11 protein-coding genes are annotated in these 14,644 nt (G+C 42.6%); 6 read left to right on the top strand and 5 right to left on the bottom strand.

The window, feature by feature from the left end; translation table 11 throughout:
• Positions 1–13: 13 nt before the first annotated feature.
• On the bottom strand, positions 14–1,090 hold the full coding sequence (locus tag ACLFKQ_RS14150; protein WP_449000456.1) for a mechanosensitive ion channel family protein: 1,077 nt from the start codon (positions 1,088–1,090) through the stop codon (positions 14–16).
• Positions 1,091–1,412: 322 nt separating this feature from the next.
• On the opposite strand from ACLFKQ_RS14150, the gene ACLFKQ_RS14145 reads away from it, so the two are divergent.
• The 5 genes from ACLFKQ_RS14145 to ACLFKQ_RS14125 all read left to right on the top strand — a co-directional run bounded on the left by ACLFKQ_RS14145 (position 1,413) and on the right by ACLFKQ_RS14125 (position 10,369).
• Positions 1,413–4,325 carry a DEAD/DEAH box helicase gene (locus ACLFKQ_RS14145; RefSeq protein ID WP_449000455.1) on the top strand — a complete coding sequence of 971 codons (2,913 nt, stop codon included), beginning with the start codon at positions 1,413–1,415 and terminating at the stop codon, positions 4,323–4,325.
• Positions 4,326–5,354, top strand: a complete 1,029-nt coding sequence (locus tag ACLFKQ_RS14140) for an NAD(P)/FAD-dependent oxidoreductase (RefSeq protein WP_449000454.1) — start codon at positions 4,326–4,328, stop codon at positions 5,352–5,354.
• 30 nt (positions 5,355–5,384) lie between these two features.
• Positions 5,385–6,629, top strand: a complete 1,245-nt coding sequence (locus ACLFKQ_RS14135) for a lipid-A-disaccharide synthase (RefSeq protein ID WP_449000453.1) — start codon at positions 5,385–5,387, stop codon at positions 6,627–6,629.
• Positions 6,630–7,746: 1,117 nt separating this feature from the next.
• Positions 7,747–9,735 (top strand): Rne/Rng family ribonuclease, encoded by a 1,989-nt coding sequence (locus ACLFKQ_RS14130; protein WP_449000452.1) that lies wholly within the window; start codon positions 7,747–7,749, stop codon positions 9,733–9,735.
• Between the two features lie 22 nt (positions 9,736–9,757).
• A complete protein-coding gene (locus tag ACLFKQ_RS14125) occupies positions 9,758–10,369 on the top strand; it encodes a ribonuclease HII (protein WP_449000451.1) in 612 nt (203 codons plus the stop codon).
• Positions 10,370–10,376: 7 nt separating this feature from the next.
• Here the strand turns inward: ACLFKQ_RS14125 and ACLFKQ_RS14120 are convergent, their stop codons facing one another.
• The gene (locus ACLFKQ_RS14120; protein ID WP_449000450.1) at positions 10,377–10,958 is read right to left on the bottom strand and encodes a DUF1997 domain-containing protein; all 582 of its coding nucleotides are present in this window, start codon (positions 10,956–10,958) and stop codon (positions 10,377–10,379) included.
• A 130-nt stretch (positions 10,959–11,088) separates the two neighbouring features.
• On the opposite strand from ACLFKQ_RS14120, the gene pheA reads away from it, so the two are divergent.
• Positions 11,089–11,937 (top strand): prephenate dehydratase, encoded by an 849-nt coding sequence (gene pheA, locus ACLFKQ_RS14115; protein ID WP_449000449.1) that lies wholly within the window; start codon positions 11,089–11,091, stop codon positions 11,935–11,937.
• Between the two features lie 226 nt (positions 11,938–12,163).
• On the opposite strand, the gene ACLFKQ_RS14110 is transcribed toward pheA, so the two are convergent.
• The 3 genes from ACLFKQ_RS14110 to tuf form a co-directional block, all read right to left on the bottom strand.
• The gene (locus ACLFKQ_RS14110; protein ID WP_449000448.1) at positions 12,164–12,808 is read right to left on the bottom strand and encodes an LON peptidase substrate-binding domain-containing protein; all 645 of its coding nucleotides are present in this window, start codon (positions 12,806–12,808) and stop codon (positions 12,164–12,166) included.
• Between the two features lie 134 nt (positions 12,809–12,942).
• Positions 12,943–13,260, bottom strand: coding sequence for a 30S ribosomal protein S10 (gene rpsJ, locus ACLFKQ_RS14105; protein WP_015193495.1), 318 nt, complete (start codon positions 13,258–13,260; stop codon positions 12,943–12,945).
• 131 nt (positions 13,261–13,391) lie between these two features.
• Entirely contained in the window at positions 13,392–14,621 is a 1,230-nt protein-coding gene (gene tuf, locus ACLFKQ_RS14100) for an elongation factor Tu (protein WP_449000447.1), read from the bottom strand.
• Positions 14,622–14,644: the final 23 nt, after the last annotated feature.

Genomic DNA, 14,644 nt, shown 5'->3' with positions numbered 1-14,644 from the left:
AAATATTTGCTCGTCAAATCGTAATTGGAGAATCAACATTTATCGTTCTTTCTTCTATATCGAAAGCTATGCTATATTCTTTTAACTGTTTAGTAATATTTTGGTTGGCAGCATCGAGAAGTTGACGACGCAAATCCATTGAAACTTCTCCTGAGCCCAAAATAAAAAAGTTAACCTGTGCTTGAGTTATTTTTTGATTATCTTCAGCAATTAAGTTTTTAAAAATTACCTCTGTATTGCGAGGATCGATGCCGAAAATATCTTTGGTACTCTCGAGAATAATTTGACGAATTAAAGCTCTTTCTTCATCAGGAAGAGTACGATAAAAAGTCAAATAAATTAGAGAAATAACCTTTTTGGCACCAGTTAAATTTTCAATATTTACTTGGGTTAACACGCTATTGGGAACGATAACCAGACTACCCTTACCAGAAGTTCTAATTTTAGTAGAGCGCCAGCCAATAGATTCTACTCTGCCAAATGTGCCATCAGGAAGATGAATGTAGTCATCGATAACAAAAGGTCGGTCTAGATAAAGAACAATTCCTCCCAGTACCTGCTCGAGAAGTTTTTGTGAAGCAAAGGCGATTGCCAAACCACCGATTCCCAAACTAGCAATTAAACCAAAAATATTAATTTTGTGAGTTTGTGCAAAGATAAAAACTACGACGATAACGATAATTGAGTTGGCAAGTAGTTTGCCCAAAAGTAAAAACTCTCCCGTAAGTTTGCGTCCTCTTTGCAGGGCGGCATCCAATAAAAAGTTATCAAAAAGCTGACTGAATAGGCGAAATCCCAACCAGATAGCACTAACGGCGATCGCCAAACTCAAGGGGATTTCAATGACACTGACCCATTTAGGGGTGTCAAAAAATAACAGTGACAAGTCAATAAAAGATAACAAAATACTAATACCCAACCAATAGCGATCGGGGTTAATTACCTTCTGAATCGCTTCGATAAGCTGAGTAGATAGAAAACGTTTACTCAAAGAAAGCATGAATTGAAATAAGAAAAATAATCCCATAAGAGCCATAATTGCCGTGCAGCTAATTAAAAATAGTAAAATATTAGTATCGATCTTAGTCATCTTTGTTATATAAACATTCATCCCATTAAATCTAACTACTAAATATTGCTCCTCTAAGTAACTCCACCAAGGTAAACGTTAAACTAACTTATTGAGTTTCTCTGGCAACTCTCGATCCCCAAACCTGCGTTCACTGTTGAATTAAGTTGACCTAACTTAGGATCCTCTAATGTTTCAAGGTCAAGCATAACTCATGCCAGAAAAAGATTGAGAATAACTTATCCTAGAAATTTGTTAAATAAATTCTGATTCTCAACAAAAGTGTCACAATGTATCTAATCTCAAACAAATTACTCAAGCTCATAGCCCGATTGAATAGCGCGTGAATTTAATTGCTTCTTCTAAGTTAAATCTACAAGAAATATTTCCGTTTGAACTAGATAGTTTCCAAAAGCAGGCGATCGCAGCTTTAGCTGCGGGTAAGTCGGTAGTAGTGTGTGCCCCTACTGGTTCGGGCAAGACCTTAATCGGAGAATACGCTATTTATCGTGCTCTACAGCATGGCAAAAGAGTTTTTTATACTACTCCACTTAAAGCTCTTTCCAATCAAAAATTTCGTGATTTTCAGGCACAATTCGGTGCGGGAGATAGCCAGAAAATCGGATTGCTGACAGGAGATATCATTATCAATCCCAATGCAGTAGTAGTGGTAATGACTACGGAGATATTTCGCAATATGCTTTACGAAACTCCCATCGGACAGTTAGGAACTTCTCTAGAACATGTAGAAGCGGTAGTCCTAGATGAATGCCACTATTTAAGCAATCGCTTTCGCGGTACTGTCTGGGAAGAGTCGATTATTTATTGTCCGCCCCGAATTCAGCTGGTGGCTCTTTCAGCAACTGTAGGAAATCCCGAAGAGTTAACCGACTGGATAATTAAAGTTCGCAATTCTCAGTCTAGTGAAGATAAAATCTATGACTGCGAACTAGTCAATTCGGATTTTCGTCCAGTCCCGCTGCGTTATTATTTTTGCGATCGCCGAGGGCTGCACTATCTTTTAGACCGCACTCAGACTAAAATTAACCCCAAGCTCAAAGGTTTACCTTCAAAAGCCGGGCAGCGTAGGAAAGGCTCGAATAAAAACTGTCCGAACATCTTTCAGGTAGTGCAGCAGCTTGGAGCTAACGATATGCTGCCGGCAATTTATATTATTTTTAGTCGTCGAGGCTGCGATCGCGCCGTAGATGAATTGGATTCTTTAGTATTGGTAACTCCAGAAGAAGCAATCCAAATAGAAAGCATCTTGCTACATTTCTTTTTGGTTGAGAATTTGGAATTACAAAACGCTTTGCTGTCCCATTTTTCCGAGTCAAATAGGAAGCTAGCAGAACTAATACGAGAATATCTAGCCGAAAATCCTCATGCCGAAAGAGATTTATTAACTTACTTAACTGCAAATCCCAATCAAAAATACCTGCTGTGGCAATTTTTGTGCGAACGTTCCCAAATCGCTAGAATCGACCAAATCGAACCCTTAATGAGGGGGATTGCCGCTCATCATGCCGGATTGTTACCAGCCTGGAAAGAATTAGTCGAACGACTATTTGAGTCGGCATTAGTTAAAATTGTCTTTGCTACTGCCACTCTCGCAGCTGGGATCAATATGCCCGCTCGCACCACTGTGGTGTCTGCCCTCTCCAAACGTACCGATGGCGGACACAGTATGTTGACTCCCTCAGAATTTTTACAGATATCTGGCAGAGCGGGACGTAGGGGTAAAGATAAAGTAGGATACGTAATCGCTTTGCAAACTCCTTATGAGGGAGCAAAAGAAGCTGCTTTCTTGGCAACTTCGGCAGCAGAACCGCTTAGGAGTTGGTTTACTCCTTCCTATGGTATGGTGCTCAATCTCTTGCAAAAACACGATCTCAATGAAGTTAAAGAATTACTAGCAAGAAGCTTTGCCGAATATTTAGCTCAAAAAAGACTTGCCCCCGAACAACAGGCGATCGCCGAGATAACTACCAAACTAGCCAAATTAGATGTAGAGTTGGCTCCTGTCTCAGTTGGAGATTTAAACGGCTATCAAAAATTGCGCGATCGTCTCAAAGAAGAGCGTAGACTGTTAAGTATTTTGCAACAGCAAGCAGAAGCCACGCGAAAAAGTCAAATTAAACCATTAATTGCTCAGTTAGAACCCGGTAGCATTGTCGGTTTAAAAGGCAGGCATATTAGGGTGAGTTCTCCAATTGCAGCAGTTTTAGTCGACCACCAGGTTCCGAGTTCCGGTCAAGCTCCTAACTTGTTATGTTTGGGAGCAGACAACCACTGGTATATCGCGGCAAATGCCGACATTAGCGAAATTAACGAAGGTTCTTTGCCCAAGGAAGCTATTGCAGAAATTCCTCAACAGCCCTTAGAAAATCTCAAACTGGGAAAATGGCGTAAGGGAGATGAATATAGCGCCATAATTGCCAAGCAGATTGCCGATTATCTCATTCCCCCAACTCCTGCTCCTGAAGTTGGGGAACAGCAGCAGAGACTGGATTTGGTGGAGGAGCAATTGGACGCTCATCCCCTACAGCAAGTAAGCCATCCGAACCGGCTGCTCAAAAAACACAAACAGAGATTGATACTGCGAGAAAAGCTGCATCGAACTCAAATTAAATATCAAAAGCAGAAATCCAATCAGTCTTATTATTGGGATGAATTTCTCAATTTAATTAAGGTTCTACAGGAATTTAAAGCTCTCGATGGTTATACTCCAACCTCCTTGGGACAAGCAGCCGCCACCATTCGCGGTGATAACGAACTGTGGTTGGCATTGGCATTTGTCTCGGGTGAATTGGAATACCTCGAACCACAACATTTAGCCGCCGCAGTTTGCGCTTTAGTTACCGAAACTCCTCGTGCTGATGTCTGGTGCGACTATCCCCCACCACAAGCAGTTCTAGAAGCCCTGGGAGTAAAAAAACGCTCATCCAATCGGGGTCCGCAAACTTCAGTCATCCGCGAGATGCGAACTAATCTATTTCAAATTCAGCATCGCTATGAAGTTGGTTTACCCATCTGGCGAGAATACGAATTAGTTGGTTTGTGCGAACAGTGGGCATTAGGAGTAGAATGGAACGAACTCTGTGAAAGCGTTAGTTTAGCAGAAGGAGATGTGGTTAGAATGTTGCGTCGCACTGTCGATGTTCTCCTACAAATTCCGCAAATACCCAATATTTCGCCAATTTTGGCTGACAACGCTCGCCAAGCAGCCTCGATGATGAAACGGTTTCCCATCTAGATGAAAATTTATGATGTCGCAATTGTCGGTGCTGGGTTGTCAGGATTGACTTGTGCCAGACAACTAGAGCAGCGAGGCTATCGGGTAATAGTCGTAGAAAAATCTCGCGGTGTAGGAGGTCGCGTTACTACTAGAAGAGTAGGCGATCGCCTGACCATAGATCGGGGTTTGCCCTGGCTAGAGGTCCAGGGCAAAGAGACTCAAAAGTCAATCGAGCAGTTACTACAAGAAAAAATAATTCAGCCTTGGAACGGTAGAATTTGCCAGCGCGATCGCCAGGGAAATATCCAGCCAACTGAGACGAAAAATCTTTATGTTGCACCAGCAGGGATTGATGCGATCGGCAAATATCTAGCTCAGAACTTAACGATTGAAAGACAATGTCGGATCGAGTCTATCCAACCCAATTCTGACAATACTTGGGGGCTAATGGCAAAAAATTATTACTTACAAGCAAAAGCAGTAGTTATTGCCATTCCCGCACCTCAAGCCTTAGAAATTTTGAAAAAAATTGAAAATTGCTTGTCTGCTGAATTGGTAAACCAGTTGCGAGCGGTAAAATATTTTCCCTGCATTACGGTTTCGGCAGGATATGAAGAGCGATCTCGCTTTAATTTACCACCGTGGGAGGTTTTAAATCTTAATTACGATGAAAAAATTGCTAAAATTATACTTAATAGCAGCAAACAAAAACTCCCTACACAACCAGTATTCATTTTTCACAGCACACCTCAATTTGCCTACAAATATCTCGAGGTAACAGATTTAGAGCCAGTAGGAGAACAGCTATTAGCTCGAGCAGCACCCTTGCTCCAATCTTGGCTAAAATCTCCGCAGTGGATGCAGGTTCATCGTTGGCGATATGCTATTCCCAGCGAGCCATTAACTATTAGAAGTCTAGCGACGAGTTCTCCTTTACCGTTAGTTTGTTGCGGTGATTGGTGTGGAGGAAATAATCTCGAAAGTGCTTTAAACTCCGGGATGGCAAGTGCTGAGGCGATCGCTAGTTCAATCGAACCTAATAGCTGATAGCTAACCACAAAGGAGTTTAAACCAATCATGGCACCTGTCGATATTGTCATTTTATCTAATGCTCCTGGCGAAATTATTACTTGGGTGCGCCCAGTAGTCAAACAGCTGCGACAGCAGTTAGGTAACAATGTTGCTCGGGTGAGAATTTCGGTAGTTTTATCTCCCTGTCCCCATAGTACCGGAAAAGAAGCGGCGATCGCCCTGAGTTACCCCCAAGTAGATCGGGTATTGCCTGCAGAAGATTTTTGGCAGTTTTTGCTGTGGGGAAAAACTAGGGAAAATTGGGGCTGGCGTAGGCGGGGAGTAGTTATCTTTCTCGGTGGCGATCAGTTTTATACGGTAGTTATCGGCAAACGCCTAGGTTACTCTACTCTAGTCTATGCTGAATGGGATGCCCGCTGGTATCGCTGGATCGATCGCTTTGCTGTGATGAATCAAACGGTAGCGGAAAAAATACCTCGAGCTTGCCGCCATAAATGTACCGTAGTCGGAGATCTAATTGCCGATGTGGCTTTAGAAGTGAGTGGCGATCGTCGTAAAGATTCTCAAACTCCACTTATCGGTTTGTTAGTAGGCTCGAAGCCCGCCAAACTGGCTCAGGGCGTACCTCTATGTCTGGCGATCACCGAAAAAATTCGGCAACAGCTACCTCAAGCTAGATTTATCATTCCCGTTGCCCCAACCCTAGATTTAACTACTCTGGCTAAATACGCTGCTCCGAGAACTAATAATTTAATCTCTCAACTAGGAAAAGTTAGCGGCAAATTAATTTTAACTACTACTTTTCCTTATTTAGTTACTTCTGGCGGTACTAAAATTAGCTTGATTACCGAGTTTCCTGCCTATGAAACTTTGAGTCAATGTCAATTGTGTGTAACAACTGTAGGAGCAAATACTGCTGAATTAGCCTCATTAGCAATACCGATGCTCGTCTTGTTACCCACGCAACAGCTAGATGCGATGCGTGCCTGGGATGGGTTACCGGGAGTTTTGGCTAATTTGCCCGGTGTAGGAGCAATTTTAGCCAAGTCGATCAACTGGTTGGTTCTCAGACAAAGACGCTTGTTTGCCTGGCCTAATATTTGGGCAAAAGCAGAAATCGTACCCGAGTTAGTTGGTAAATTAAGTCCAGAAACTGTTGCCAATTTAGCATTAGATTACCTCCAATATCCCCAAAAACTTCAAACCATGAGCGATCGCTTACGTCGAGTTAGAGGGACATCGGGTGCGGCAGAGCAACTTGCGATAATGGTAAAATATCAGTTACAATAGCAGGCTATTATATCTATTAAAGAGCTTCATAGGTCATCTCTCAGTCAAAATTGACGAAATCAGAGGAAACTGAGGCGCTAGAAGGCGGAGAAGTTTCGCGCTCTTGTCAGCCTACCACTCTCCGTGGTGTTAGGGCGGAGTTACTCTGAGTAAGGGGCACCCACCTTCAGAGGAAGCTGCGACCTTCCCAGGTACCGAACGCTCTCGCACCTCCATCAAACGTAAGTGTACTGCGAAACTGCTAAAATCAGTATGGAAAAGCGGCAAGCTCTTAAAACAGCAAAACCCAAGAAAGTTAGAGGAAGCTGAGGGACCGCGGGGTTTTCAAGCACCTAAATTAATTTAGGTTACAGCTCCTTGTCTGCGGAGGAAACCTGCGACGGGGGACTTTGCTTGACGGCGATGCTTCGCCAATTGCCTCCTCTAGTCGATCCGCCTCATCCGTCGTTTCAGGGCGGAGTCTTTCTCATCAATTGCCCAAAAATTTATTCGATCTGGTTGAGTCTGCGACCGGACCAAGACTTCGACCTCAGTTTTTTCTTTTGTTTTTGACCTTCGGACTAAACTAGTAGTATTAAAGGAGCGATCGACCTTTTATAGATACTCGGTACTTCCGATTGAGTCAGCTCGAACTTCGACCGAGTTTTGGTCGCTCGAGCAACAGATTTCTCAGTTACCAAGAGTTACCCAAGCGTAAAGAAAAAATAAGTAGAGAAATTGAGGCAATTAATAGCTAATAGTTTTTTTTATAAAGTAGGAAAGGAGAAATAAAGTTAACAATTCAAAACAATCGGTCTAACTAAAACTAACTATTTATCCGTAAAATGCGGTCATCGCAGGCACCCACTTACAAAGCCGGTGTAACGATGACATAGATTACAAACTCAAATAAAACTACAGGCTAGTACTTCAGCGATCTATTAACTTATGTAAAGTTTGCTGGTTCATTTCAGGCTTTTGTAGTTAAAAAACATAACAAAATATAGTCGTTCAGAATTAAATATTCAAAAAGAGCGATCGCGCTGTAGCTAAATCTTCAAACAGCCGAGTTAGAGATCAAACTTACTTTATTCATCGGACATAGCGCGATCGGCTATTAAGATTTTGAGGAAAATTGATGCCAAAACAAATTATCATTGCCGAGCAACATCATCTAGCAGCGGTCTTTTGGGAAGAACACATCCAAGAATTGATTGTAGCAACTGGCAATCAACAGGTCAGCGATATTTATTTAGGCTCGGTAGAAAATGTTATTCCTGGTATAGACGCGGCTTTCGTAAACATCGGCGATGCCGAACGAAACGGCTTTATTCACGTCAGCGATCTAGGTCCTCTTCGCTTGAAGAAAACTTCAGCTGCCATTACCGAACTGTTAGAGCCACACCAAAGGGCTTTGGTTCAAGTCATGAAAGAACCTACAGGAAACAAAGGTCCGAGGCTGACGGGTAACATCACTTTACCAGGTCGCTACTTGGTTTTGATGCCTTATGGTAGAGGAGTTAAGTTATCTCGACGTATTTCAGTGGAAAACGAACGCAGTCGTCTTCGTGCTCTAGCTATTTTAGTCAAGCCTCCAGGCATGGGCTTGCTCGTCAGAACTGAAGCGGAAGGCAAAGCTGAAGAAGCTATTATTGAAGACCTAGAGTTTCTCCAAAAACAGTGGGAATCAATTCAATATCAGGCTAATTCTGTTAAACCTCCCGCATTGTTAAATCGAGATGATGATTTTATCCAGCGGGTACTAAGAGATGTGTATTCAGCTGATGTCAATACTATTGTCGTAGACTCACCAGCAGGAGTCAAACGCATTAGACAGCACTTAATGAATTGGAGTGGTGGTCGTTCTCCTCAAGGAGTTTTTATCGATCATCATCGTGAGCATCAGCCTATTTTAGAATACTATCGGGTAAATGCTGCAATACGCGAGGCACTAAAGCCAAGAGTAGAGCTGCCTTCAGGTGGTTATATCATTATCGAGCCTACCGAAGCTCTCACAGTGATTGACGTTAACTCTGGTTCTTTTACTCGTTCGGCAACTGCAAGAGAAACCGTTTTGTGGACTAATACCGAAGCCGCTACTGAAATTGCGCGTCAGCTAAGGTTGCGTAACATTGGTGGTGTAATTGTAGTTGACTTTATCGATATGGACTCCCGACGCGACCAGCTCAAATTACTCGAACATTTTAATAAAGCGTTAAAGGGAGACAAAGCTAGACCTCAAATTGCTCAGCTTTCCGAATTAGGTTTAGTAGAGTTAACCCGCAAGCGACAGGGTAAAAATATCTACGAACTGTTCGGACAAACTTGTCATACCTGCGGTGGCTTGGGACAATTAGCCAATTTACCAGCTAAATCCGAACCAGAAGCATTAGAGACTCCGCCAGTGACCGTTCCAGCAATAGCTCGCGAATCAGCTAATACCACCCGTCCAATTTTGCCTACATTAGATAGAGATCGCACTACGCCAACTATCGAATCGACTTCAGAACTGAGCTACGATCGCTCCAACCGTCAACTGGAACTAACCAACAGCTCTAGCGATCGCGAAACTGGCGATATTAACGGCAATCGTCGTCGCCGTCGCCGCTCTAAGGATTTATTAATCAAAGATGAGTCGGGGGAAACTGAAACTTTCGAACTCAACTCGAGCAATTTAGACCGAGAAGGCGATCGTTACAACGATCGCGAAGAGCGTAAGTCGAGAGTTCAATCCCGCACTCTACGAAGAGAGGATCCTAATTCAGAAAAGATTGTCTTAGAAATGACCGAGTTAGAGCAAGAAATATATGCTTTGTTGGGAGTCTCTCCTCTAATTCGCTCGGAGAAAACAGTTAAAGATCCTAAATCAATTTCGGTATATGTTAAATCTCCAGGAGAATCTTTAGAATCTGAAGACGGTGCTGAAAATGCCACTTCGAGCGGGCAAGAAGCGAGCGAAACTAGTGCTAGGGAGGCAGAGATAGCCACTCAGACTGCAAACTCTACTAGAAATTGGAGGTATGCCGATAATGCTACAGACTCTACGGATGAAGATTCTGAAGATGTAACTAATAATCGTCGCCGCCGTCGTCGCCGTTCGTCCGCAGCCAAGGAAGCAAGGGTTTGAACCGGAGATCTAAATCGCACGGATGTTTAGTCAAGGCGGTCTCAATCCAACCCCAGAAATGCTGGTAGCTGGAGTTGATGAAGTAGGTAGAGGAGCTTTATTCGGTCCCGTAGTAGCTGCGGCAGTAGTTGCTCCTCTGTCTAGTTTGCCTTTATTAATTGACTTGGGAGTTAAAGATAGTAAAAAACTCGCCGCTGCCAAACGACAAAAATTGATCGCTCCAATTACAGCTACAGTTATTGACGGACAAATTGGCATGGCAAGCGTTGCTGAAATCGATCGTCTCAATATCTTGCAAGCCTCTTTGTTGGCAATGAAGCGAGCTGTATTACAGTTAAGCTGTACTCCTGCAATCTGTCTGGTAGATGGTAAATATGCGATCGCCAATCTCGACCTTCCCCAACAAACTCTAGTTAAAGGAGATGAACGTTCACCCTTAATAGCGGCAGCTAGTATTTTGGCAAAGGTGTGGCGAGATAATTTAATTATTGATTTAGCGACTACGTATCCTCAATACGATTTGGCTGCAAATAAAGGTTATCCAACTGCAAAACATCGTCTGGCTCTGAAGAAATATGGGGTATGCCGGCAGCATCGCGGTTCTTTCGTTCGTAAATACACCGTTAGTCGATAAACGGGTCTTAAATTTGGATTTCTTGAATTCCTAATTCACCATTTGCCTCAGTGTTTTCTTCTTTTGCTGCCCAAGTGCGATAATCTTGCACAAGTTGAGCTGTTAGTTTTTGTTTGATTCTAACTAGAACACTCTTTAAAAGTTTGTTACCAGCTCTTTCTAACAAAGGTTTGGGAGTTAGAGCTAAAGCTGCAGGAATTTCTACCCCTACTTCTAAATCTGCTTTGCCTTCTAAATTAGTTTGTCCGTTGCTTTCTTGAGGGTACAATATGCCCTTAAGTTTTAGAGAAAAGCGACGATTTATATAGTCTATTCCTCTAATTTCACACCCTTTCGATTGAAGATATACCGTTCCATTATTGCCAGACCAAACCTTCAAAATGACAATCGGCTGAAAATGGTACATTTGCATAAAATCAATCGGACGCATTTTTAACTCATACAGATCGTCCTCTAGCTGTTTCATCAAGCGAGGATTAGCAATTGCTTCTACTACCCTGTGAGACTGACGTAAATAATGCTGTATGGGAATATCTTCGTTTTTAACAGCTATGTTTACTGTTTCTGAGGCTTTAAAGCTAATGTACATAAGTAGTAAATTAATTTAAATTTTCTGTATTTATTAATTTTAGGTTACATTTCTTCAAAAAAAAATTTAATTTGGGAAATTTATACTGAAGATATATTTTTCGGGTATCTATGTCTATACAATATTGATAATGAAAGTTTCTCTAGCATACTTAGGTCCTACTGGTACTAATTCTGAAACGGCGGCTTTAGCTTATGCCAGTTGGCTAGCTACTTATAAACACCAAGAGGCTACTTTATGCTCTTATCCCAGCATTACTAAAACTTTGAATTCTGTGGCTAGCAGCGAAACCGATCTAGCAGTAGTTCCGGTCGAAAATTCCATTGAAGGCAGCGTTACAGTAGTTTTAGATGCTTTCTGGCACACAGACGATCTCAAGATTCTTCAAGGATTGACTTTACCGATCGCTCACGGACTTTTATCTTATAATTCTTCACTAACAGAAATTGAGAAAGTATATTCTCACCCTCAGGCGTTGGCTCAATGTCAAAAATGGTTAGAAAACTTTTTGCCTCAAGCTAAACTTATTGCTACTAACTCTACTACTGAGGCTTTACAGTTTTTGAAAAGCGATTCATCGAGCGCGGCGATTTCTTCACCTCGTGCCGCTCAACTCTACCATGTACCACTCCTCAAACGAGATATTAAGGATCGCCCCGATAACCATACTCGTTTTTGGCTAGTTGGTCTCTCTCCAAACGATAACGGTAATTACCTTTCCCTGGCTTTTAGCTTGCCGAAAAATGTTCCCGGAGCGTTAGTTAAAGCTTTGCAAATTTTTGCCTCGCGCCAGATCAATCTGAGCAAAATTGAGTCTCGTCCGACTAAACGTTCTTTAGGAGAATATATCTTTTTTATCGATCTGGAAGGAAATTTACAAGATCCAGTTTTAAGAGTTGCTTTGGATGAACTTTCTGGCTGTACGGAAAGATTAAAAATATTTGGAAACTACAATCTACTACCCATAAACGACAATTAGTTAGAAATTAGCAAATCGTAGAATGAAGTAAAAACTCGGCTTTGCTCTCGATGAAGGCTTCTCCAAGAATAGCCTTTACCGAAACAAGGTCTGTCTCGACGGATAACTCATAATTTTGAGATGTTTAACATAAAAACTTTGTCCTTCCAAGAGCGGATGGATGGCTCAAACAGACGCTCTCCGCCAGTTACCAGGAAGCTTACTCTAAGCTATGATATCTACAAGATTAGTCATTTTTCAGAGCATCTTTTAGAGCCGTGCGTGCGGCTAAATGACTGCGAGTCGAACTCAAAATCTCTTGTTCTCTTTTTAGCCGTTCGAGAGTATCTTGCATTTCGAGTAAGGATTGCTGTTCGGAAGCCACACCATAAAGATTACTCGCCACCCAATAAGACAGTTCTCTTGGTAAACTTGGCAAGTCGTCGGGCAGCTCGATTTTTTGATTGGTCAGCTTAGCAGACAGGCGAACCACATCTCGTAGTAGGTCTTCTAACTCTTTAGCTATCGGTCTTAAATCTTCTTGAGGAGAACGGTCTTCAATCCACTCTACCAAACCAACTCGGTAGGGTTTTTCGCGCACGTATTCTAAAACTCGAAATCTTTGTTGACCCAGAGTTAACATTTTCATGCGGTCGTCGGGCAATCTCTGAAAGTGCAAAATTTCCGCACAGCAACCATAATCGGCAATTTTCCCAGTAGCGGGATCGAGGGCTAAGACTCCAAAACGACGGTCATTTTCTAGAATCGTATTCATCATAATACGATAGCGAAATTCAAAAATATGTAACGGTAGCGGGCGGCTGGGAAATAAAACTACTTCCGGCAGGGGAAATAAGGGCAGTTCTCTTACGGCGATCGAAGAAGATGTCATCTGAGCTTGTAGCTAACCTAATCGTATTGTTTCTTGTTTAACTTTAGCGAATTTTTCCTTAAGACGACAGATTAAAATAACCCTTCAAAATTGAATTGAAAGGTCTAGAGGGAAAATAATTCTCACTCGGAATTTTAAAGTTTTACTTCAATATCAACTCCTGCGGGCAGGTCTAATTTCATTAAAGCATCGATTGTCTTGGATGAAGGTTGATAGATATCGATGATGCGGCGATGAGTACGGGTTTCGAAGTGTTCGCGGGAATCTTTATCTACGTGAGGCGAGCGCAAAACGCAGTAAATTTTTCTTTTAGTAGGTAAAGGAATCGGTCCGATTGCCGTAGCATTGGTACGGTTGGCAGTATCGACGATTTTTTCACATGAAGTATCTAGTAGGCGGCGATCGAAGGCTTTGAGACGAATACGTATTTTTTGTTGTTGAATAGTTGCCATTATTTATGTTTGATTTTCAAGGTACGAGTTCGAGCAAAAGAGCTTTAGATAATTACAGCAGACTTAGACCAACCTTTGAAAGTTCTAGCTAAGTCTGCCCTATTTTTTCTTTCTATATGCTGCCTCAGTCGCTATTTTACGATTTTGGCAACAACTCCAGCACCAATAGTACGACCACCTTCACGAATGGCAAAGCGCATTCCCTGTTCGATCGCAATCGGGCTGATTAATTCTACAGTCATTTTAATCCTGTCACCAGGCATGACCATTTCTACTTCGCTACCATCATCGGCAGTGTAGTCTTTAATCGTGCCTGTGACATCGGTAGTGCGCACGTAGAACTGAGGACGGTAGTTTTTAAAGAAAGGAGTATGACGACCGCCTTCTTCTTTGGTCAGCACGTATACTTCTCCTTCAAATTGAGTATGAGGAGTAATCGAACCTGGTTTAGCTAGTACCATACCGCGCTCGATATCGTCTTTTTGAATACCACGCAGCAGTACGCCTACGTTATCTCCTGCCATTCCCTCATCGAGAGTTTTTTGGAACATTTCTACCCCAGTCACCGTGGTGCTGCGAGTATCTCTGATGCCGACGATTTCGATGGTTTCGCCAACTTTGACTTTACCCCGTTCGATCCGACCAGTAGCAACCGTACCGCGACCGGTAATAGAGAAAACGTCTTCTACTGCCATCAAGAAGGGTTTATCTACCTCACGTTCGGGAGTGGGAATATACTCATCCACGTTATCCATGAGAGCGTAGATTTTGTCTACCCATTCATCATCCCCCCTTTCAATCTTGGGGTTAGAGGTGAGAGCCTCTACTGCTTTAAGGGCAGAACCTGCGACAATAGGAATATCATCACCCGGAAACTCATACTCGCTTAGCAGTTCGCGAATTTCTAATTCAACCAGTTCCAAAAGTTCTTCGTCATCTACCTGGTCTTCTTTGTTCATGAATACTACCAAGCTAGGAACACCTACTTGTTTTGCTAACAGAATGTGTTCGCGAGTTTGAGGCATCGGACCGTCAGCAGCCGACACCACCAAAATCGCACCATCCATCTGCGCCGCCCCAGTAATCATATTTTTGACGTAGTCGGCGTGTCCGGGACAGTCTACATGAGCGTAGTGACGGTTGTCGGTCTCGTACTCTACGTGAGCCGTGTTAATAGTAATACCCCGTGCTTTTTCTTCGGGAGCGGCATCAATATCCTCGTATTTTCTGGCTGTAGCTTTACCTGAAGCTGCTAGAGCCAGAGTAATTGCTGCGGTTAAAGTGGTTTTACCGTGGTCGACGTGACCGATAGTGCCAATATTAGCGTGATCTTTATTCCGTTCAAACTTTGCGCGTGCCATGAATTTTATTTGTTCCTTATTCT

It is taken from the genome of Myxosarcina sp. GI1(2024) (genome assembly GCF_053543375.1).
The sequence above is the reverse complement of the archived record's forward strand: the minus strand, read 5'-3'. Positions and strand labels throughout refer to the sequence as shown.

Coding starts and splice junctions, on each gene's coding strand:
- ACLFKQ_RS14150 (WP_449000456.1), bottom strand. CDS start 1,090: ATGACTAAGATCGATACTAATATTTTACTATTTTTAATTAGCTGCACG.
- pheA (WP_449000449.1), top strand. CDS start 11,089: ATGAAAGTTTCTCTAGCATACTTAGGTCCTACTGGTACTAATTCTGAA.
- ACLFKQ_RS14135 (WP_449000453.1), top strand. CDS start 5,385: ATGGCACCTGTCGATATTGTCATTTTATCTAATGCTCCTGGCGAAATT.
- ACLFKQ_RS14125 (WP_449000451.1), top strand. CDS start 9,758: ATGTTTAGTCAAGGCGGTCTCAATCCAACCCCAGAAATGCTGGTAGCT.
- tuf (WP_449000447.1), bottom strand. CDS start 14,621: ATGGCACGCGCAAAGTTTGAACGGAATAAAGATCACGCTAATATTGGC.
- rpsJ (WP_015193495.1), bottom strand. CDS start 13,260: ATGGCAACTATTCAACAACAAAAAATACGTATTCGTCTCAAAGCCTTC.
- ACLFKQ_RS14110 (WP_449000448.1), bottom strand. CDS start 12,808: ATGACATCTTCTTCGATCGCCGTAAGAGAACTGCCCTTATTTCCCCTG.
- ACLFKQ_RS14140 (WP_449000454.1), top strand. CDS start 4,326: ATGAAAATTTATGATGTCGCAATTGTCGGTGCTGGGTTGTCAGGATTG.
- ACLFKQ_RS14130 (WP_449000452.1), top strand. CDS start 7,747: ATGCCAAAACAAATTATCATTGCCGAGCAACATCATCTAGCAGCGGTC.
- ACLFKQ_RS14120 (WP_449000450.1), bottom strand. CDS start 10,958: ATGTACATTAGCTTTAAAGCCTCAGAAACAGTAAACATAGCTGTTAAA.